This is a genomic window from Acinetobacter sp. R933-2, assembly GCF_030325485.1.
Classification (GTDB): Bacteria; Pseudomonadota; Gammaproteobacteria; order Pseudomonadales; family Moraxellaceae; genus Acinetobacter; species Acinetobacter sichuanensis.
On the sequence record NZ_JACAIJ010000007.1, the window covers coordinates 45,302 to 66,451 of the forward strand.

Genomic DNA, 21,150 nt, shown 5'->3' on the forward strand with positions numbered 1-21,150 from the left:
AAGGATTTTAAACATGTTAAATGCTTATATTTACGATGGTATTCGCTCACCGATTGGTCGTCATGGTGGTGCACTCAGTAGCATTCGCCCTGATGATCTAGCAGGTTTAGTCATTCAAAAGCTGATTGAAAAAACAGGACTTTCAGGACATGAAATTGAAGATGTGATTTTAGGCAATACCAATCAGGCAGGTGAAGATTGTCGTAACGTGGCACGTCATGCAGGCTTACTTGCAGGTTTACCCGTCACTGTTCCAGGTCAAACAGTGAATCGTTTATGCGCCAGTGGATTAGGGGCAATTATTGATTCAGCACGTGCCATTAGCTGTGGTGAAGGCGATCTATATATTGCAGGTGGCGTGGAAAGTATGACTCGTGCACCCTTTGTGATGGCAAAAGCTGAAAGTGCTTTTAGTCGTGATCTCAAAATATTTGATACCACCATTGGCAGTCGTTTTCCCAATCCAAAAATCACCGAACAATACGGCGCGCACAGCATGCCCGAAACAGGCGATAATGTTGCGGTTAAATTTGGCATCAGTCGTGAGCAGGCGGATACTTTTGCTGCACAATCTCAAGCCAAATATCAAAAAGCCAAAGAAGCTGGATTTTTTGATGATGAAATTATGCCGATTGAAGTGGCTCAAGGCAAAAAACTGCCATCAAAATGGGTTCAAGAAGATGAACATCCGCGTCCAAGTTCAACTTTAGAGGCATTGGCTAAACTAAAACCATTGTTTGCAGGTGGTGTGGTCACCGCAGGCAATGCATCGGGAATTAATGATGGTGCAGCAGCTTTACTGATTGGTTCCGAAGATGCAGGTCAAAAATATGCTTTAAAACCGATAGCAAAAATTTTGTCTGCCGCTGCCGCAGGTATTGAACCGAGCATTATGGGTGCAGGCCCCATTGAAGCCATCAAAAAAGCACTTACACGTGCCGATTTAACTTTAGCTGACATGGATATTATTGAGATCAATGAGGCATTTGCCTCTCAAGTATTGTCCTGTTTAAAAGGTCTCGATATTGATTTTGATGACCCTCGAGTCAATCCAAACGGCGGTGCAATTGCGATTGGTCATCCTCTTGGTTGTTCAGGTGCGCGTTTAGCTTTGACAGTTGCACGTGAGCTGCAACGCAGTGGCAAAAAATATGCTGTGATCAGCTTATGTATTGGTGTTGGTCAAGGGCTTGCGATGGTCATTAAAAATTGTGCTAAATAATCACACAGAGCACTCGATGCAGGTAGCTTAATTTTGCAAAGCGAAATAAGATAGCAATAAATTTCAAAAAGCATGCTTACAGATGACTCAAATTCCTAATCTGGAAGAAATTCGGCTTGACCCAATTTCACATATACATCGGGATAATAATCCGCAATTTATCGCTTCTCTTGCTCGCGGCTTTGAGCTTTTACGGTGTTTTTCTGCTGAAAAACAGGTTTTGGGTAATCAGGAGCTTGCACAACTTACGGGATTACCTAAACCGAGTATTGCACGGATTACGTATACCTTAGTTACCTTAGGCTATTTGAAACAGTTACCAGACACCACCAAATATATGCTTGATATTGGTGTGCTTGCTTTGGGTTATGCTGCGCTTTCCAATATCGTGATTCGTAATTTAGCACATCCCTTTATGCAGGAAATGAGCCTGCAAGTGCAAGCACCTGTAGCTTTAGCAACCCGTGACCGCTTGAATATGTTGTATCTGGATGTCATTCAGACCAACAGCATGATGCGTCGTCAGATTGGTTCAACCCTCTCTCTTTATAGTAGTGCAATGGGACGTGCCTGTTTGGCGGCAACGCCTGAACCTGAACGGCAAGTTTTAATGACTGCATTGGAAAAGCAGCATCCCAAGCAGTGGGGCGAAATTCACTTAGGTTTGCAAAAAGCTTTTCATGATTATGAGCAACATGGCTACTGTGTATCTTTAGGAGAATGGAAGAAAGACATTAACTCTGTCGCTGTACCCTTACTGAATACCAAACATGGTCTGTTTGTCTTTAACTGTGGTGCACCAAATTTTCAGCTTTCAGCTGAACGCATTGACAAGGAAATTGGTCCAATGCTCAAGTTTATGGTGAATAATATTCATGAAGCTTTGCTCGATTTATCTTAACAGCAAGACTGATGAATCATTCCCATTTAAAAAATCACATGGGTCACACAACTGTTGTGTGGTGATGATTGAATTACCCAAATGAAGTTTAAATGCTTTATTGATGATTATTTAGGTCACTTTGGTTCCTTCGGGAGCCAAAATGAAATTAAATTGCCAAAAGCTGTTTACGCCATGTCCGTGGTGAAATGCCGTACCAACGTTTAAATGCTCGTGAAAAATTACCTTGAGCTTCATAACCCAACAATTGTGCAATTTCTAAAATGCTCATCTCACTGTTTTCAAGTAATTGTTTGGCTTTATTTTTTCGGGTCTGCTCCAGCAACATTTCAAAACTGGTGTTTTGCTGACTCAGATAACGATACAAAGTAAAACGATGCACTGAAAAATATTCTGAAACTCGGTCAATACTGCAATCACCATGTGGCAGTAATTCCTCTATCATCTGACATACCTGAATCTGTAAATCATTTTTTTTATGATCATGTAGTGCTGTTAAATGTGTCCGTAAAAAATCATCCAGTTGATTATCATGCCCTGAACGCTGTTGATCGAGTTCTTTTTGTGGAAATAATAATTCATGCTGAGATTGACCGAACCACACAGGACAGCCAAACAGCTTTTCATAGAGGTGTGCAGATTTGGGTTTAGGATAAGAAATCCGAACCAAAGTCGGATGCCATGATTTTCCGAGTACCATTTCCATAATGGAAACAGTTGCAACCAGATAAGCCGTCTGTAATTGCTCTTTATCGGGTGCATCTCCCTCGATCCGCATTTGGATACCGGCATAGCCTTGTTCTTCTTTTAGGGATAAAAACAATCCCTTGTACCACAACTGCCCATAGTGAAATAAGCTTTGCAAAGCATCACGCAAAGTCGCTGCATTGAGCACTAAAAAACGCAATGGACCTGTATTGGCTAAACTTGCTTTTTTCCCCATTAACAGTCCAAGATGGTCACACTGCAACTTTTCTCGGGCGAGCTGCAATACTTTGCCATGTACCTGTAAAGGCAGAGGTTTCAGGTTCTGCTTAAAATCAGACTGCTCAATATCAAACTGCCGAAAAAACGCCCATGGCTCTATACCATGCTCCTCAAGTATAGTCGGCAATACTGCCAATGCACCTAAAGGGATTGATTTTTCCTGCATTTTTGCATTTTTATTGTTCATACAAAAAACCTATTCAGCATCCTTGGCAAAACCCGTTATGATGAGTATTCCTATTTTATTTTTACATGAGACAGCTATAACATACTTTATAAAAAAATCGGACATCTTAAGACCAATAGATGCCCTATCCTCAACATATTTTTAAGTTCTACATTTAAGCAATCAATTTACATCAAACTCAGTACAGCCCCCATAAACATCAACTGTATAGATAATACAAATGCAAGTAAAATCGGCTTGATGCCTGCCTTTTTCAAATCAATAATACGTACACTGACTCCCAATGCCACCATTGCTGTTGCCAGCGCCAAATCATCCAGCCATACAATCATCTGATGAAGATCTTGGGGAATTGTCATCCACGAATTGAGCAACATACAGACGATAAAGCCAAAGACAAAAACAGGTGGTTTTATTGTGCCTGCTGACTGACCATCAGCACGATGACGGGTCAGCCAAAAACACAGAATCAATAAAAAAGGTGCCAATAACAATACCCGAATTAATTTGGTAATGATGGCAGCTTCAGCAGCCTGCGGTGTCATCGCCTGACCAGCAGCAACCACTTGAGCCACTTCATGTAAGGTTGCCCCCGTAAAAATACCATATGCCCGATCAGTCATCATGCCATGTGGAATATATTGATATAGCCATGGATATAAAAACATCCCAATGGTGCCAAATAACACGATACAACTGACCGCGATTGCAACCTGATTATTTTTTGCTTTGACAATACCTGAGGTCGCCAAAATAGCTGCTGCCCCACAAATGGCATGACCTGCCCCAATTAAAATGACGGTTTCCCTTTCCATTTTCAGGAGCTTGATGCCCATCCAAATCGCTAAACCCATCGTGGTTGCAATGAGAATGACATCAATCACAAAAGCCTGTACACCCAATGCCTGAATTTGCTGAATACTTAAACGAAAACCATAAAATGCCACCGCAATACGTAACAGCCGCTGTTTGCAAAAGCTCATGCCACTGTCCAAAGTCAGATGCATTTTCTGTGGCATCAGGTTGCCACATAGCATTCCAATCAGCATGGAAATCGTCAGCAAACCCAATCCCATATTTTGCAGATATTCAATTTTAGAGAAATAAAACGCCATCATTGCCAACATAAAAAATAATGGAATGCTGAACAACTGCTCAGGAAATTGAATTTTTTTTTGCGCCTGCGAAAGCATAATGTAAACCTATCAATTTTTGGACAATACGAATCTGTTCACTTCAAATGTGAAGTGAAAATGAGAAAAATTAGGGGAAATAAAAATCAGATTGATGATTCTGTGCGCCACACAACATCAATCTGATGCTTAGACAGTACGATTTTAGAAGTTCATCTTAAACACCATAGAGGCATAGTCACGGTCATCAATCGTGCTGAATTCATTACTGCCAAAATAGTTTTGATATGCAATTTCAGCCGAATACTTTTTCTGATAGGTTGCTGTAACACCAACTCCCACCGCCATTTGACTTTCCTGAAAGTTTGGTCCATAACCTGTCACATCATGTCGGAAAGTCAGACTTGGACTGACAGTGGTTTCAGCCAATAAATCAGGATAATTCAATGCCGCCCTTAAACGATAGCCCGCAGACCACTCACTGAAGAAACCGTCTTTGGCATTACAGAACTGACGATTTAAATCTTTCAGCTCCTCGGCAGATAAATTACCTGAGCCTGCTGAAATACATGCATTCGCACCCGTAACAGGATCATAGGCTCCTGTGGACAACTCGCTGCGCCCAAAGGCACTACTGCGCCCAAAACGCTGCCCATCAATATCGCCAATATGATTGACCGCCAATTCAGCCATCCATGTCAGATTTTTTGCACCCAAAACATCCGTCACAGCATCTGCTGCACCCACAGACAATTGTGAAACAGGCAAACGTGCATAACCATCAACATGAGCACCAAACTCAGGGCGGACACCTGCCTCTGTAAAAGGCGAGTTGGGTGCAAGAATCTGAAACTGCACAAGATCAGTCCCATTAAAACCCAAAGGTTGATTTGGTTTATGGTTCAACTCTGCAAACCATGCAGTCGTTCCCACCTTGGCACTCAAGCTCAGTGCAAACATCCGTACATCTTCAGGATAAACCGCATAATAGCTTGCTGTATTAAAATATTTTGCACCCAAACCCGTTGCGGCTTTGCCTTCAAAAGCTGAAAAACGACTATGATAATTGGCATAATAGACACCCAGTTCCAGATTATTCATATCAGGAAAAGTTTGTTTCAATGCAATACCATATTGCCCACCATCTTTTGCTGACTGAGTTTCACCACGTGGAATATAACTGCCACTTTGCATGGCTGTTTCAGTGGTTCGATCTCCGACAACTGCGATGGTGATCGGACCACAGCTTTCAGGAGTAAAGTCTGAAATCTGAAGGAATGTACCGCAACCATCCAGCACGGATGGTCTAAATTTATATTGATAAAATCCTTCAACCTGTAAATTCTTATTTAAACCTAAGTTGAATGCCAGCATCTCAGCAGGAATTACTCGTTCTTTGGCATCTCCGCCCGGACGGTTCATAGCAGCAACATCAATGGCATTGACCGAGTTGATACCATGCTGGAAAAATCGGGATTTGCCCCAATTCAAAGCCTGTTTACCAAGCTTAATTTCTAAAGGCTGATCATTGGGTAACGTAAACTTTCTCCACAAATAAGCATCCCATAATTCAATGCCTTTAAACTTTGCCAAATCAGGCCACTGACGGTCGTCAAAGGCTTCAAAGTCACCCTGACCAGTTTCATAGGCATGGTCGTACCAGTATTTTGCACTGAGTACAGCCCCTTGTTTCCCATCACTTAGACTTGCTTCTGTGAGCCCCCGAATAATCTGTGAAATCACATCATGGCGATTAAAATTCTGCCGACCATTGTCGCCATTGGTATCGATGCTATTGCCTTCCTTACCAATTTTTTTCGCATCGGGTGCAAATAATAACGATGCCGATGGCTTTTCCATACTCCAACTGGTACCCATGCTGAGTGTGGTATTGGTTTTAAATTTCCAATCATCAAAAACATCAACACTTGCTGCCTGAACAGCATTAATCTGAGCAATCGAAACAGCCAAAACACTTGCTATAAGGTATTGAGCATACCGAGACTGCTTTTTTATTCCGTTTAAATCTGTGAATTTATTCACCATATCAGCTCCATTTAGATATGACTGTCCTAAGCCCCCTTGTCTCAAGGGAGCATTTTTTTGTTTTCAGTTGAATTGTGAAGAGAAACTTAGACTTTGCGCTCACGTATTAAACGTGCAGGAATTCCAAGTAAAAGCGTGATTGCACCTAGCACCAACAATGCAGCGATGACTGAAAATGCCATATAAATACTGCCCGTTTGTGTTTTGATTGCCCCAACCAAAATCGGGCTGAGTACTGCTGCCATACCCCCAAGGGTACTGACCAATGCAATCCCTGCCGCTGCCGCAGTACTGGATAAATATGCAGGTGGAATGGTCCAGAATAGAGGTACAGCAGATAAACATGCTGCCGCACCAAGGGTAATTAAACCAATGGATAAGCCAATTTGATCCTGAAAAAAGCCGAGTAAACAGAAACTGATTGCACCTACCAGCATGGTGATTGCCAAATGCCAGCGACGTTCTAAAAACTTATCTGAACTGCGCCCTAAAATGTACATTGCCACTAAAGCTGTCAAATAAGGTAAACTTGAAATCATTCCAATCTGACGGATATCCTGAATACCAAACTCCTTGATCAAGGTTGGCATCCAATATGCAACGGTGTTGGTTCCCGAATAAATACAGAAAAATACAAAGCCTGTCATCAACACACGCGGATCACATAATAATTGTTTCAGAGCTACGCTGCTTTTTGTGACATGGGTGCTTTCAGCAGCCAAACTTGTTTGAATCACCAGTTTTTCACGAGGACTTAACCATTTGGCTTTCTCAGGTTGGTCGACTAGCCAAAACCAAGCAATCACACCAAGTATTACCGCAGGTATACCTTCCAGCACAAACAGCGATTGCCAGTCTTTTAAACCCATCCATCCATGAAAACTGCTCATGATCCAACCTGCAAGCGGACCACTGACAATACCTGCAATAATACCTGCCATAAAAAAGACTGAAGTAATACGTCCCCGCAAGGAACCAGGAAACCAATAGGTCAGATAAAGGATCACACCTGGGAAAAATCCAGCTTCTGCAACACCCAATAAAAAGCGCAATACATAAAAACTGGTTGCACTTTCAACTGTGCTCATCAGCATGGTGACAATGCCCCACAGAATCATGATTCTGGTCAATGTGGCACGGGTACCGACTTTTTGCATATACATATTGCTTGGAATTTCAAACAATAAATAACCGACAAAAAATGCTGCTGCACCAATTCCATAGGCAGCATCACTTAACAGTAAATCTTCTGACATTCTTAATTTGGCAAAAGAAATATTAATACGGTCAATCGCATTAATGGCATATGCTAAAAACAGAAATGGCAGCAATCGTAAAGCCACTTTACGAAATGTCTTTTTTTGTTCTTCTGCTGTGATGTTCAAACTTTCAATCGGTGTTCCTTCATTGACAGCACTCACGTGTACTCTCCTAATCTATTCAATATCCCTATTCGTTCCCTGTGCTCATTTCCAAAGTTCCAGTTTTAGAAAAATGAGCGCTATATTTCCTTCAAAATTTCATCCAGCATAGGAACTGCCATTTCGCAGGCTTCAATGCCCTGTAAACTGACAATCTTCAGCACTTCTAAAATTTGCTCACGTGTTGCACCCAATGCCAACGCAGCTTCTATATGACGCTGTGTACCATGTGCCCACATATGTGTGACTGTGGCATCACCAGCAATACATAAAAATTCAATCCATAATGGCGGTAAAATGCCGTCTTTCCACAGCCCAAAACCCATTTTCAGGAAATTTTCCAAATAAACAGGATCCCAGCGATATATCGTTTCCCATAATGGATTAAACATGCCTTGTGCACATACTGCATCACATACAGGCGTTGCAGGTGCTTGCACTGCTTCATCTGTAAGTCCTGCATGCGTCAGTTCCTGTTCCAAAATGGGTACGCCCAGCGCACAAGCATGAATCCCCACCACACTGGCGAGTTTAAATACTTCCAAAATTTCTGCACGGGTTGCGCCCAGTCGCAGTGCTTCACGGATATGACGCTGCACACCCGGAGCATATAAATGCGTTGCAGTCACATCAATATTTAAACGGATCAATGCCACAAGTTTAGGGTCAAGTACATTATTGAGTTGTGTGTCCTGCACCAACACCATAAATTTTTCAGTCCATTCAGGTGACCATTCTGCCAATGCATCCAGTGATTCATCAAAGATTCCTGCTGCACGCAGGGCATTATAATTAGGTGTCTGAGTCATAGTCGTTCCATTTCAGTCATATATTGCAGTGGTTGAAGGTTTAAATTATTGATGTGTCAGGGGTTAAATCACCCCACCACCATTTGGACTGATCACCTGTCCGACCAGATAATGCTCACCACTTAAGTACAGCACTGTACCTGCATACTCCTCAACCGTTCCAAAACGTCCCAAAGGCACACCCTGCCATAAGCGGTTGCGTGCTTCTTCACCAATATTGTCTAAATATTCATTAAAACGTGGTGTTGCCACACCGCCAGGTGCCATTGCATTGACAAAAATATTGGCGCCTGCCACTTCATAAGCGACTGATTTAGTAAATGAAATAACTGCGCCCTTGGTTGCACAATAATGTGGGCTATGCGCACTTTTACTTGAAAGTCCTGCAATAGAAGCAATATTGACAATTTTTCCTGAACGCTTGGGTTCCATAATTTTCAAAGCTTCACGAGTGCAATAAAACACGCCATGTACATTAACACCCCAATAACGATGCCATTCTTCATCACTGATGGAAGTTGTAAAACCCAAAGATTCTCTTGGCTCAGGCGTAGACATATAACGATAAAGTTTGTTGCGACGCTGAGTATCTAATTCAGAGTTTGGGGTAATGGCAGCATTATTAACCAACACATCTAAAGTCCCAAAATGCTGAACCAATTGTTCAAACATTGCTGTGACTTCTGCACTTGATGACACATCACATTGCACTGCAAGGCATTCTGCGCCATATTTTTCAACGCTTTTTTGTGTTTCTTGCAACGTATCCTGATTGACATCACAAATCACCAGTTTTGCACCTGCTTTTGCAAAAGCCTCAGCACAGGCTTTGCCTAATCCAGGACCCACGCCCGTTACAAGGACAACTTTATTTTGAAAGTCCATTGTTAAAATCCATTTATAAAATATATATTTTTCAGTTGTTCATCGTGGTGACTGCAACACACGATGAACCTTATTGTTTGGTTTTTGAGTGCTTTAAAAATTACAGCCCCGGTACAGTAAAGCCACGCTGTCCTGCTTTACGGTTTGGTGCCATTCCCAATTGGCGAATCGTTTCATCCGCATTGTCATAGCTTTGACCAATTTTGTAGATTTCACGGGCTTCTTTGCCTGTTGCAATATCACGGTCCAATTCACGGGCAATGCGCACAGTTTGTTCAATTTGCTGTACCGAGGTCATACGTTCGCCTTTACGTCCCCACAAGGTATCTTCAATTCCCACACGAACATGCATACCGAGGGCAATGGCAATGGTATTGATTGGCAACACAGCACGCATTGCGCTTTCATACGTCAGGATTGAACCTGCTGGTGAGCGTTTGGTAAATTCAATTAAATCTGAAGGATCAAGACCTGCGGCACCACCGCCAATCGCCACATAGTTCAGATTGAGTGGACCTGTGTATAATCCTTTACGAATCAAACGTTCAACCGTTTCTAATTGATGCACATGACCCAACATAAAATGTGGCTGAATCTGTGCTGCCTGCAAACGCTTTAAATGTTCGATAAAGAATGATGGGCGAGCATCTGACACCATTTCTGAATACGCTTTGAAATATTCAGGCTTTTCTAAAATAGTCCCTACCACATCATCTGGTGTCAGCATTTCACAGATGTTCATTTGACTGGTGTTGATGGCTATCGTGACTTGATCAGGTTTTGGATCCAGTTCAGCTAACATATGACGTGTGTCATAGTCGAGCCATTGCGCCGCTTCACCCTCAGACTCAGGCGCAAATGAAATTGATCCGCCAACTTGAAGTACCATATCTGGCACAGCCTGACGTAAAAGCCCCAACATTTCGTTAAATTTGCTGAGTTTTTTCGAGCCTTTACCATCTTCTTCACGTACATGGACATGCAGAACCGTCGCACCAGCATTATAACAATCTACCGCCTTTTGAATCTGCGCATCCATGGTCACTGCAATATCAGTAGAATCGGTTGGCAGCCATTGTGGACCATAAGGTGCAACCTGAATCACCAATTTTTCTTGGTTTTCTGGGAATAGGCTATCATCGAGAAAGTTCATGTGTATTTGCTCCATACTGAGTCATTGTTATAGAGCCATCCATTGACTCTTCACTCATAGCAAAATACAAATTAAGCACAGTTAGAATTTATCATTAAGTCACATCAATTTATCATTAGGTCACTTTTGATCAGTTTAAATACGAATACTTTTATTTTCTATATTTTAAAAATGTCATCAAAATAAGTCACAACTTCCCCATACCCTAAATTTAAATACCAATGTCTACTTATCCTAAAAAGCACAATTATTGTCGATTCAGGACAATTACAGAATATTATTCTGTTATTCATTGACAGTATAATTTTTGCACTTTATTTTTAAGTCAGGTTCCTTTTTGGAACCAATTAAAAAGCACTCTTTGAATGAATGACTTCTCTAAAAGATCATCTGAATATTAGGAAAGATAATGAAAATAATTCCACGACAAATCTCAACAGCAGACTGGTCCCTGTTTCCAAGACAAGTACAGTTTGATTGGCAGACACCTTCGCCTTTTCGTTGGATTCCACAGTCCCCAATCGCCAGTCATGCCGTTAATCATTTCAGCTTTACCTTAGTACGTGGCGAATATTTCTTCTGTCGGATGTTCAATAAGGCTTTACCTTATATTACGGATGAAAAGCTTAAAAAAGATGTGGAAGTGTTTATTCGTCAGGAAGCTATTCATGCACAGGCGCATAAAATTTCCATAGAACAATATTTACAGAAATATGGGGTTGATATTGAGGAGCATTATAACCGTGCTGCCCAAATATTTGATTTTGCATTGGCAGATCAACCTTTTGGTATAACAATTCCAAAAGCACTGGAAAAACAATGGCTGATGTTTCGAATTGCAATTGTCGCTGCGGCTGAACATTATACCTGTGCATTAGGGCAATATGTCCTGACCAAAGCGCACTGGGAAGCACGCGGTTGTGATCCTGTGGTCAGTGACTTATTTACATGGCACAGTGCTGAGGAAGTTGAACACCGCACCGTAGCTTTTGATTTATTTCAGCATTTGAGTGGCAGTTACGCCATGCGCAGTACAGTCATGGCAGGACTCGCTCCAATCTTTACTGGATTGATGGTTGTAGGTACAACCCATTTGGCACAATCTGACCCCGAACTTCCAAAATCACAAAAAGGCTTATTAAAATGGGGCTTCTGGAAAGAATGGCAAAAAGCAGCCAATCAACACTTTGTCCCATCGCCATGGTGGTTTATCCAGACGTCTTTTCGTTATTTTAAACGTGATTATCATCCCTACCATGAAGGTTCCACTGAACTGGCTGTCAATTATATCAACCAGTCGGCAGGCGTGATTGCTAACCATCAAATCACATCCTGAACATCATTTTAATTGAGTAAGTCCAATGAATACCACAACAAAAACGTTGCAATTTATTCACGTCAATCCATTAAAACTCGCTGTTTATGAATGGGGTAAATCCAGTCCTGAGCAGGAAACCATTGTCCTGCTGCATGGCTATCCGGATTCTGCTGAAGTGTGGGATCGACTTGCAGACAAATTATCTGAACAGTTTCACGTGGTCAGCTATGACGTTCGTGGTACAGGCTTGTCAGATATTCCAGCTCGGCAAAAGCACTTTCACAGTGACTATCTGATTGAAGATTTAAAACAGGTTATTGCTGCCACCAGTCCGAATAAAGCGGTTCATCTGGTCAGCTATGACTGGGGTTCGTTGCAGGCATGGGAAGGCATATTGGATGATCGTCTAAAAGATCAGGTTGCAAGCTATACCGCCATGACACCCAGTCTGGATGCGATTGGCTGGTGGTTTAGACGTGAAGTTCAGAAAAACAGTTTCGAAGGCTACAGCAATGTAGTCAAACGTATGACCAGTTCCAGTTATATGGTGTTTTTCCAGCTGCCTGTTATTCCTGAGCTAAGCTGGCGTGCAGGTCTGTATAAGGTATGGCCTAAATTTGTCGCTCAGTTGCAAAAAACTACGGTGCCTGTCAGTAAAACCATGCTGAAAGATGCACTGCACAGCATTGCTCTGTATCGTGAAAATATGATCAAACCACTTTTTCTGCCCTCTTCACGGAAAACCACCATTCCCACTCATATGCTGATTTTAACCAAAGATCCTTTTGTGCCACGTGCCATCAGTGAAAGTATGCGTGAATGGGTGGAAAATATTGAATATACAGAAATTGATGCCAACCATTGGGTCATGCTCAGTCATGCTGAACAGCTTGCACAGATTCTGAGCGATTATATTGGTCGTCACAATCAAAGCAAAAATGCTGCCTAAACAGTACAAAATTAATGAATGTTAAACGATCCCAGATACCATCATACCAGCCAAGATGTGCTGTGTTTCTACAGCATATCTAAAAAGGTGAATGAGCAATGCAACTGATCAATAGCCAAATACAACCCAAGACATTCAAAGAAAAAACAGATGCTGGCATTGCACGACTGGCGGCTCAGTTGGTGGGTGCTGTCACCGCAGAACGTCAGCCACATCTACCTCAGCAAGCCAATTTGAATGCACATGGGCAGCATCCATTTTACCGCAGTACCCACTATGGCATCATGATTCCAGATTTGCCTGCCCCCTATCGTTACCTGTCATTTGCTGCCATTGTTGGTTATGTCGGCTTCCCCATTACAGATGTACAGGCCGGACTGTCTGCATTGGGCAAGGCAGATACAGCTTCTCTGGTACATGGCACTGCCCTGTCCACCACCGAAGAAGCGTATCAGACCTATTCCATCCAGCAAGATCTGCGCTTTAGTCAGGAACCTTTTTCGATCAGTTTTGGTCAGCAGTCAAGTTTGAGCAGCTCAGGTGATGATTATCTGCTCAAAACCTCACGGGATGATCTGATCGTTGAGCTAACACTCAGACCACAACAGGCATTAACCTGGTTTGCTCACAGTGCTTTATACCGTCATTTCAGCCAATTAATCTGCTATAAAGGTCATATTATTCAACAAGATAAGACTGTTGCAGTTCAAGGAATGGGCACACTCGAACACTGGAATGCCGTAGCGACATCGACACTGCGTCAGCCATGGATTACCCAGCATGTGCAACTGCCTGTGAAAATTTTTACTTATCAGGTCATCAATTTAAATGCACAAGAACAAATTTTGCTGGTGTTTATTGCCTATGAGCAGCAGCCGATTTTGACCAGTGCCTATTATCGCAATATTCAGGGTCAATCCCTGCAATATGACGGCGAGATTATTTTTAAAGTCACCAAAAACTTTGAACAAGCACTGACCAGTCCAGATGGTGATCAGATTTTTCCACCCCAAAGCTTTTATTGGCAAATTCATCATCAGAAACAGCCTGTAGCGGAAATATTTGCCACCGTGGATACACCCTATTGTTTCGGACTGGGTGCTGGATATGTCACTGCATATCAATGGCATGGCAGCTATAAAAACCAAAAGATGACAGGTCGTGGCTATATGGAGTTTATTGATCGGCGTTAAAATTTAAGTGATACAGCATACTTGAGTATTTTTACCTCCGTTGATGGAGGTAATTTTACGTTTGTGTACATTGGGTCTATTTACATTGTCAAAAATGTTTTTTTATTCAAAATCAAATCTCTTTTTTAACTTGAAATACGATATTGAAATGTATTTTTAACATTCTGTACACGAGTGGGTTTACCATCCACAAGTCTAGGCTGATATTTAAAATTAAGAGCAGCTTGAATCGATGGGCGTATAAACATAGGGTGGCAGTCATCTTGTGCTTTCGGGTTCTCAACACGCCCTTTGTCTGTGACATTATAAATCACAGTACAATCGCCTTCCAATTTTCGGTCTAAAGCTTGTTCAGGATAACTTGGCGCGATTTTATCAATAGGCTGATAATTTTTAACATCAAAGTTATCTTTGACGGGTGGTGCTTGCGGTATTGCCTCTGATTCTTTTTTATTCTCCACTTGTTTTGAAACAGTTTCTGATGATGTTATAGATTGTGTTATTTTTTCTGAATAAGATTTTGCTGTTTCTAAAACAGTATTGTCTGTCATTTGTGTCTTTTGAGTCGTCAATGCAACTTTTTGTTGAGTCTCAACCAAAGGATCTTTTGCTTGCTCTGAATTCAGTTTTTTTGAGTTTGAGGGTGATTGAGTCTGTTGCTGTGTTTGTACCTGCCGCTCTTTTGCTTGAATCGGTTTTGATGCTGTTGCTGTAGGCGTTTCTCTTGTAGGTTCTTTAACTTTAGAGGGTGAAGAAGGTAAAAGTTCTGTTTTATCTTCCACAGGAGATGGAATTTTCACAAACTTAAGCTGTATGGTTTTTGGTTGAGGTTCAATGAAAGTCTTGGTCATTTCTACTGTAGTTAACCAAAATAATATGCCCATGTGCATTGCAAATGTAATCGCGAGTGCAATACCATGATCATATAAACCGCGTTTAGATCCTACTATATTCATCATTGTGGCTCCTCAGTCACCAGACCTAACTGACTCACACCACTTTTTTGTAAAACGGCAATCGCTTGAGCCACAAGTTCATAGTCTGCATGATGATCAGCACGAATATAAAATTGTATTGCTTGATCTTTTTGGATTAAAGGCATCAATTTTTTTTGCATTGTTTTTAAATCAACTGCTTGATCTGTAATATTTTTCGTATTGAGCTCTGAACCAATATTCCAGTAATATTGCCTATCAGCCTGAATGGATAAAGTAACAATATGCTGTTGTTGTGACGCAGGTATGACATCCGCAGATACTTTAGGTAAATCAATTTTAATACCTTGCGTCAACATAGGTGCAGTCACCATAAAAATCACCAAGAGCACTAACATGACATCAATATAAGGAACGACATTCATTTCAGCATTGAGTTTTAATTTTTGAGGACGCTTAATCATGTTATCGCTCCTTAATTGGTATTTCGCCCTAATAAGCGGTAAATTCGTGTTTGTAATTCATTTGCAAAACCGTAATAACGACCAGATAACTTTTCTGCACGTGCTGAAAATCGGTTATAAGCAATCACAGCAGGAATCGCTGCAAATAAACCAATCGCAGTTGCAATTAAAGCTTCAGCAATACCGGGTGCTACGGTATTTAATGTTGCTTGCTCAACTGTAGATAAGCCAATGAATGCATTCATAATTCCCCATACTGTACCAAATAAACCAATATAAGGACTGACTGAACCCACTGTTGCTAAAAACGTTAAGTTCTGTTGTAACTTTTCTTCTTCTTCACTAATTTTACTGAGTAAACGACGTTCTACACCATCGATCACATCAGTTGCTTGGAGTTGTTTATCTACTTTAAGTTGTTGATATTCATCAAAACCATGTTGAAATATACCAATAACACCTTGTTGCTGCTCGGGTTGTTGAAAATCTTGTTGTAAAACATATAAATCTTTTTGTTGCCTAAAGTGATGAACAAAGCCTTTCCACAACTGTTCTTGTCGATGTAAAAGTAAACTATGCCGAATAATTAAATACCAACTATAAAATGAGGCTAAAACCAAAATCAGCATGACTAACTTGACCAATAAACTTGCATGACTAATTAACATCCAAATTGACATTTGATCCATTGTTGCTTGCATAAAAAACTCCACATTGTCTTGATTGTGTTATCGCATCAAGACATTTTAAAAAAAGTAAGGTATTCATTTTTAAAATGAACTTTTTCATATCAGTTCATTTTGTATAAAGATTTAGTCCAGTTTGAGTGCTTGAGCAATTTTGCTCCAAGGTACATATTTATAGTTTTGATTTGCTTCAGGCATGCGTTTTCGTCCATCTTGGACAACGAATATGCCTTCCTGCCAAATACCCGAAAAGTTTTTTGGACTGACTGCTAGACCATCTGTTTCTGATACAGCATCTATCCCTTTTTCTGGATTTATCCCTAAACGAAACGCGCCACGAACTACATAAGGAGCTTTGGCTTCTACGACCACATAGCTATCATTCCCTTGACTAGAAATGATGAGATAAGTTTGATTTTTACCGTGATAAAGCCCTAAACCTTCAATATCATCATGTAAAATATCCCCAACGGCGATGACCTGTTGCATGGCTGTTTGTTTTTGAGGATTAAGGTCTTTTACCCATACAGCGACATCTTCTTCACCCAGAAAAATATGACCATTACGATCATCTACGACACAACCTTCAGGTTGAGTTTTTACAGAAAATCTTTGAATTTCCTGTGCTTTTAATTTTTTATTTAATGCACTAATCTGGTATTGAATGAATGTGCCATTTTTGTCATTTGGAATTGCATAAATCTCACCCTGTTGGTCTTGATACATGCAAAATCCATAAATATCATCCAATGTTGTCGCTAACTGACCCAATTCAGAAACTTTCCCCGTCATCGGTTCAATAGCAAAAAGATGTAAACTGTTATGATCACGATTGGTTGCAATAGCCAGATCAATGGTTTGATTACCCCAGCGAAAACCAAATCTGACATCAACGTTATTTAAGCGACCTACGGCTAAATACTGTAGGGTTTTACCTGATAAATCATAAACTTGAAGACCTCCTTGTTTATCCGTAGCCAAAATCCTTGATTGGCTAGGTTGCTGTAAATTGTGCCAAATCGCAGGATCATCGGCTGCATCACCCGTGCTAGGGACTACATCTGTTTGTGTTTCTACAGCGATAGTCACTATGTTTTTCTGCTCAGTTTGCTTTTCAGTTGCCCAATCAATATTTGCCATTTTTATTGATTTATCATCTAAAATAAGCAGTGATTTATTGAGTGCATTGCCCTGAGTTAAATGACTTTGAACACTTAAACTTTTTGCTTCTTTTAGCGTATCGAGTTGCAAGGCTGGTTGTACTTTCCACTCATTATTTTGCTTTTGATAACGATAAATTAAAGGATATTTTTCATCTATTACTGCAACTTGATCATCGACGATCGCAATTGCTGCTGGTGAACTTTGAATTGAACCAAAAGGCTTCACCATATCTACTGCTTTTCGTGTTAAATCTGCTTCTGAATGAGCAGGATATGCCCAAACTCCTACATTTGGCTCATTAATCAATAACTCAGCAGTAACATCATTGACCTTACAAAAGTTACTTTCAGGAGGAAAGCTGAGTTTGCGTACCAAACGTGGTTGTTGTAAAACTTGCTGTTGATTGGCAATTAACCATTGCTCACCAAGACCCTCTTCTCCCACTAAAAATGCAAAGCTAAAACCTTGTTGGTCTGTATATAAACAGACAGCTTCGGCTTTAAAATCACGTTTTGGAATAAAAACAGATGGATGCCATGCTTTAGTTTTTAGATCCATATTGAATAATTCAATTTGCTGTTTTTGTAAGTTTGTTGCAGCAAATAAAAAATATTCTGAGCCAACTCGATAGTCAAAACGTCCAAATTGCCCTTCAATTTGATGTACAACATTTTGTTTCTGGTCTAAAAACTGAAGCCCTTTATTTTTACTGCTCACAACCATCGCGACTTCAGACCATGTTGGAAGATTTAACCACTGCACATCTTCGACTTTCACGCCCTGATTTTCTATTTTACGGAGCTGTATTTGCTCTTGTGCGGGTTGATCAATGCTGATCGCTGTAGCAGAGATTTGTTGCGTTAAAAGTTTTTTATTTTCAACATTGTGCTGTGTACATGCGCTTAAAATCAATAAACACGTACTTAAAGTCGTTAATTTAAAAGACAAACAATTCATAGGAATACTCAAATTTAAGATGCAGTTTTTGTGTGCCTTTGTCATCTCAAAGGCACTACTTTCAACGTGGTGTTTAATTTGCTATTTAAAAAAATTTAAAAATAGTTATAGGTGAGCGCTAATTTATAGGCTGTGCCATATTCCTCATACTGGGCGTTATAGGCTTTGCTACCTGCATAGTTATAATAATTTTCATTGCTTATATTCTGAACATCAAATTTGAGTTGTAAATTTTTAGATAAATTTACATGACTGCTAAAATCTAAAAAAACCTGATCATCACTATAGATATCTTTTTCTGGTGCATGAATATCTCCAAGCTCTAACAAAGAATTAGATTTATAATGTGCAGAAAGACGTAACCCAAAATTTTCATTTTCCCAACCTAGCATTGCATTTGCGACAACATTAGACTGACTCGGAAAATGAATACGGCGGCTTAATAATTCTCCATCTTTCATGGCATCAATATTAGCTTCAGACTTACTTAAAGTGGTATTAAAACCCATAAGTAAACCATTCAGTGGTGATTTTAAATGTTCAAATTTTTGTGAATAGGCAAACTCCATGCCATAAAGCTTTGCTTTCTTACCATTTTTATAGGTCAAAGCTTCATCAAAATCAGTCCATTGCCCTGTTCCTGCCAGATCTGTTGCATAAATAAAATTGTCTATATTTTTATAAAATGCATAAAATCCGACCATACTGGATTTACCAAAATATCTTTCTAGACCTAAGTCAAAATTGGAGGCTTCTAAAGGCTTAAGCATCGGTTGCCCAAATTCAGCTTCATCACCATCAATATAAATACCTGGTGCATTTTGTGCAAAGTTTGGTCTCACAACCGTATTTGTCCATGCTGCTCTTAAATAAGCATCATCAGCGAGTTGATAACGCAAATGTAAACTGGGTAGCCAATGGTCATAATCATTCTTATATTTTGTTGCAGTAATGACCTCATCATTAAATTCGAAACCCTGAGCTTCAAATCTGGTATTTTCGTAACGTAAACCTGCGATCAGACGTAAACGATCTAAATCAATAGTATTCATGACATAAGCGGCTTGAATATCTTCATTCGATTTAAAATCATTAATGATAGAGTTATCTGCAACATGATATTTTTTTGGATCAAGCTCGGCAATTTTATCTTTTATTAAACCTTCATCAATCGTAGGACCAAACAGACCTAAGTCATAATGGCTATTTTGATTAAAGTCAGCATTTGAACCTGTTAATTTCTTATATTTCCACTCTTCAGTATCATTATTTTTTTCACGTTGACTTATTTTTCCACCAAATTTTAAAGTGGCAGCATAATTCGCCAACATATAGTCTTTTAACAAATCCAACTTCGCATTGTATTCTTTGTCTGTGGTTTTTGATTTTTCCCAAGTGATTGTATCTAACTGATATTGTTCTGCGTTATAAAAATCTTGATCGGCTGTGATGACAGGTTTTTGATTACTTTCAAAACCAACATTCGCAAAGTCGCCTTTAAATTTTGCGCCTGAAATTCCTCCGGGATTTTCTTCTGAAGCTTCGCTATAACCGACTTGCCCTTCAATAGTCCATGTTTTTGCTAAATTTTGTTTGCCACCTATGACAAAAGATTGAATTTCCTGTGTTTCTTCACGGCTTTTGAGTGATCGAGTAACTTCGGCATCACCACGTTGTCCTGATCGTTGAGGATCAGCAAAGGTCGCCGCAACTTCCTGACGAGACTCAGTATCTTTAAAACGACTATATAATGTTCTTAAATAATATTCTCCATCACTATTAGGTCGATAGTCAAAATTTAGTCCTGCGCCGATGCGCTCACGTTCAATATCATATTGACGCATTGCGGTTTCTTCTAAGGCTTTTCCATCCCATGAACCACCCGTTTCGACATTATCAGAGCCAAATTTACGATTTTGATAACTTAATGCAGCAGCAACACCTAAATTATCTTGACCATCACCAATACTAAATTTATTACTCATTGCCCCTGAAATTTTTGGGCTATATTTTTCTCGTTTATCTTCATAGCTACCCTCAATTGTTCCTGTATAAAATAAGCCATCATGATCAAAAGCTGATAAACTTTCGACTTGTACGGTTCCACCTAAAGAGTTGGCATCTAAATCTGGCGTTAAAGTTTTAATGACAGCCAATGATTGGACTAATTCTGAAGGCAGTACATCAAGTGCTACTCCACGTCGATCACTTTCAGGTGCTGGAACTAAAGTTCCATTAATAGTAACTGTATTTAAATCTGCACCTAGACCACGAACAGAAACGAAACGCCCTTCGCCTTGATCTCGCTCTATAGATACACCTGAAATCCGTTGTAATGCTTCTGCTGCATTATCATCTGGTAATTGTCCAATTCCATCAGCATGTACCACACTGCTAATTTGATCAGCACGTTTTTGTTCTTTTAATGCTTGATCCATACTGGCAACTTGCCCAATGACTTGAACATATTCAATTGCCTGATCTTCTGCATGCAAATGCGTCATACTAAACATCGCAACAACTAATGCACTGAGTTGAAATTGTGTTTTGTTCGGATATGGTAAATAACTCTTTTTATGTCGCATGATCACTGTTCCCCTCAAGCCAAATTGGCATGGTTTGAACGCACAATAAAAAGCAAAGATGAATACTCTATGACAGTAAATTTTATAAACTTTAAATTTCTCAATTATTTGCCAGTTTTAAAGTTTAAATGAGCTTATTTGACCTGCTCTGATTG

Annotated in this window: 17 protein-coding genes; 5 read left to right on the top strand and 12 right to left on the bottom strand. The window is 40.2% G+C overall.

Features of this window, described 5'->3' with window-relative positions; translation table 11 throughout:
* The first annotated feature begins 13 nt into the window (after positions 1-13).
* On the top strand, positions 14-1,222 hold the full coding sequence (locus tag HX005_RS09785; protein WP_286377204.1) for a 3-oxoadipyl-CoA thiolase: 1,209 nt from the start codon (positions 14-16) through the stop codon (positions 1,220-1,222).
* A gap of 82 nt (positions 1,223-1,304) precedes the next feature.
* Positions 1,305-2,123 carry an IclR family transcriptional regulator gene (locus HX005_RS09790; RefSeq protein ID WP_107007906.1) on the top strand — a complete coding sequence of 273 codons (819 nt, stop codon included), beginning with the start codon at positions 1,305-1,307 and terminating at the stop codon, positions 2,121-2,123.
* A 148-nt stretch (positions 2,124-2,271) separates the two neighbouring features.
* Here HX005_RS09790 and HX005_RS09795 read toward each other — a convergent pair whose 3' ends face one another.
* The 7 genes from HX005_RS09795 to HX005_RS09825 form a co-directional block, all read right to left on the bottom strand.
* Positions 2,272-3,297 (bottom strand): AraC family transcriptional regulator, encoded by a 1,026-nt coding sequence (locus HX005_RS09795; RefSeq protein ID WP_286377205.1) that lies wholly within the window; start codon positions 3,295-3,297, stop codon positions 2,272-2,274.
* A 167-nt stretch (positions 3,298-3,464) separates the two neighbouring features.
* Positions 3,465-4,490 carry a YeiH family protein gene (locus HX005_RS09800; RefSeq protein WP_286377206.1) on the bottom strand — a complete coding sequence of 342 codons (1,026 nt, stop codon included), beginning with the start codon at positions 4,488-4,490 and terminating at the stop codon, positions 3,465-3,467.
* A gap of 144 nt (positions 4,491-4,634) precedes the next feature.
* Positions 4,635-6,476: a DUF1302 domain-containing protein gene (locus tag HX005_RS09805; RefSeq protein WP_286377207.1), complete on the bottom strand. Its 1,842-nt coding sequence runs from the start codon at positions 6,474-6,476 to the stop codon at positions 4,635-4,637.
* Between the two features lie 86 nt (positions 6,477-6,562).
* Positions 6,563-7,897, bottom strand: a complete 1,335-nt coding sequence (locus HX005_RS09810; RefSeq protein WP_286377208.1) for an MFS transporter — start codon at positions 7,895-7,897, stop codon at positions 6,563-6,565.
* A gap of 80 nt (positions 7,898-7,977) precedes the next feature.
* Positions 7,978-8,706, bottom strand: a complete 729-nt coding sequence (locus HX005_RS09815) for a carboxymuconolactone decarboxylase family protein (protein ID WP_286377209.1) — start codon at positions 8,704-8,706, stop codon at positions 7,978-7,980.
* Between the two features lie 63 nt (positions 8,707-8,769).
* The gene (locus HX005_RS09820) at positions 8,770-9,591 is read right to left on the bottom strand and encodes an SDR family NAD(P)-dependent oxidoreductase (RefSeq protein WP_286377210.1); all 822 of its coding nucleotides are present in this window, start codon (positions 9,589-9,591) and stop codon (positions 8,770-8,772) included.
* 100 nt (positions 9,592-9,691) lie between these two features.
* On the bottom strand, positions 9,692-10,744 hold the full coding sequence (locus HX005_RS09825) for a beta-keto acid cleavage family enzyme (protein WP_286377211.1): 1,053 nt from the start codon (positions 10,742-10,744) through the stop codon (positions 9,692-9,694).
* 409 nt (positions 10,745-11,153) lie between these two features.
* Here HX005_RS09825 and HX005_RS09830 point away from each other — a divergent pair, with 409 nt between their 5' ends.
* From HX005_RS09830 to HX005_RS09840, 3 genes are all read left to right on the top strand, one after another.
* Positions 11,154-12,080 carry a metal-dependent hydrolase gene (locus HX005_RS09830; protein WP_286377212.1) on the top strand — a complete coding sequence of 309 codons (927 nt, stop codon included), beginning with the start codon at positions 11,154-11,156 and terminating at the stop codon, positions 12,078-12,080.
* A gap of 25 nt (positions 12,081-12,105) precedes the next feature.
* The gene (locus HX005_RS09835) at positions 12,106-13,011 is read left to right on the top strand and encodes an alpha/beta fold hydrolase (protein WP_286377213.1); all 906 of its coding nucleotides are present in this window, start codon (positions 12,106-12,108) and stop codon (positions 13,009-13,011) included.
* A 98-nt stretch (positions 13,012-13,109) separates the two neighbouring features.
* Complete coding sequence (locus tag HX005_RS09840; protein WP_286377214.1) at positions 13,110-14,204, top strand: DUF6670 family protein; 1,095 nt, start codon at positions 13,110-13,112, stop codon at positions 14,202-14,204.
* A 125-nt stretch (positions 14,205-14,329) separates the two neighbouring features.
* Here the strand turns inward: HX005_RS09840 and HX005_RS09845 are convergent, their stop codons facing one another.
* From HX005_RS09845 to HX005_RS09865, 5 genes are all read right to left on the bottom strand, one after another.
* Positions 14,330-15,160: an energy transducer TonB gene (locus tag HX005_RS09845; protein WP_286377215.1), complete on the bottom strand. Its 831-nt coding sequence runs from the start codon at positions 15,158-15,160 to the stop codon at positions 14,330-14,332.
* Complete coding sequence (tolR, locus tag HX005_RS09850) at positions 15,160-15,603, bottom strand: protein TolR (RefSeq protein WP_286377216.1); 444 nt, start codon at positions 15,601-15,603, stop codon at positions 15,160-15,162. The genes HX005_RS09845 and tolR overlap by 1 nt, the downstream gene beginning before the upstream one ends.
* Before the next feature lie 11 nt (positions 15,604-15,614).
* A complete protein-coding gene (gene tolQ / locus HX005_RS09855) occupies positions 15,615-16,304 on the bottom strand; it encodes a protein TolQ (protein ID WP_107007917.1) in 690 nt (229 codons plus the stop codon).
* A gap of 111 nt (positions 16,305-16,415) precedes the next feature.
* Positions 16,416-18,410, bottom strand: a complete 1,995-nt coding sequence (locus HX005_RS09860; RefSeq protein WP_286377217.1) for a phytase — start codon at positions 18,408-18,410, stop codon at positions 16,416-16,418.
* Between the two features lie 95 nt (positions 18,411-18,505).
* Complete coding sequence (locus HX005_RS09865) at positions 18,506-20,995, bottom strand: TonB-dependent receptor (RefSeq protein ID WP_286377218.1); 2,490 nt, start codon at positions 20,993-20,995, stop codon at positions 18,506-18,508.
* Between the last annotated feature and the right edge of the window lie 155 nt (positions 20,996-21,150).

Coding starts and splice junctions, on each gene's coding strand:
- HX005_RS09785 (WP_286377204.1), top strand. CDS start 14: ATGTTAAATGCTTATATTTACGATGGTATTCGCTCACCGATTGGTCGT.
- HX005_RS09790 (WP_107007906.1), top strand. CDS start 1,305: ATGACTCAAATTCCTAATCTGGAAGAAATTCGGCTTGACCCAATTTCA.
- HX005_RS09795 (WP_286377205.1), bottom strand. CDS start 3,297: ATGAACAATAAAAATGCAAAAATGCAGGAAAAATCAATCCCTTTAGGT.
- HX005_RS09800 (WP_286377206.1), bottom strand. CDS start 4,490: ATGCTTTCGCAGGCGCAAAAAAAAATTCAATTTCCTGAGCAGTTGTTC.
- HX005_RS09805 (WP_286377207.1), bottom strand. CDS start 6,476: ATGGTGAATAAATTCACAGATTTAAACGGAATAAAAAAGCAGTCTCGG.
- HX005_RS09815 (WP_286377209.1), bottom strand. CDS start 8,706: ATGACTCAGACACCTAATTATAATGCCCTGCGTGCAGCAGGAATCTTT.
- HX005_RS09820 (WP_286377210.1), bottom strand. CDS start 9,591: ATGGACTTTCAAAATAAAGTTGTCCTTGTAACGGGCGTGGGTCCTGGA.
- HX005_RS09825 (WP_286377211.1), bottom strand. CDS start 10,744: ATGAACTTTCTCGATGATAGCCTATTCCCAGAAAACCAAGAAAAATTG.
- HX005_RS09830 (WP_286377212.1), top strand. CDS start 11,154: ATGAAAATAATTCCACGACAAATCTCAACAGCAGACTGGTCCCTGTTT.
- HX005_RS09835 (WP_286377213.1), top strand. CDS start 12,106: ATGAATACCACAACAAAAACGTTGCAATTTATTCACGTCAATCCATTA.
- HX005_RS09840 (WP_286377214.1), top strand. CDS start 13,110: ATGCAACTGATCAATAGCCAAATACAACCCAAGACATTCAAAGAAAAA.
- HX005_RS09845 (WP_286377215.1), bottom strand. CDS start 15,160: ATGAATATAGTAGGATCTAAACGCGGTTTATATGATCATGGTATTGCA.
- tolR (WP_286377216.1), bottom strand. CDS start 15,603: ATGATTAAGCGTCCTCAAAAATTAAAACTCAATGCTGAAATGAATGTC.
- tolQ (WP_107007917.1), bottom strand. CDS start 16,304: ATGCAAGCAACAATGGATCAAATGTCAATTTGGATGTTAATTAGTCAT.
- HX005_RS09860 (WP_286377217.1), bottom strand. CDS start 18,410: ATGAATTGTTTGTCTTTTAAATTAACGACTTTAAGTACGTGTTTATTG.
- HX005_RS09865 (WP_286377218.1), bottom strand. CDS start 20,995: ATGCGACATAAAAAGAGTTATTTACCATATCCGAACAAAACACAATTT.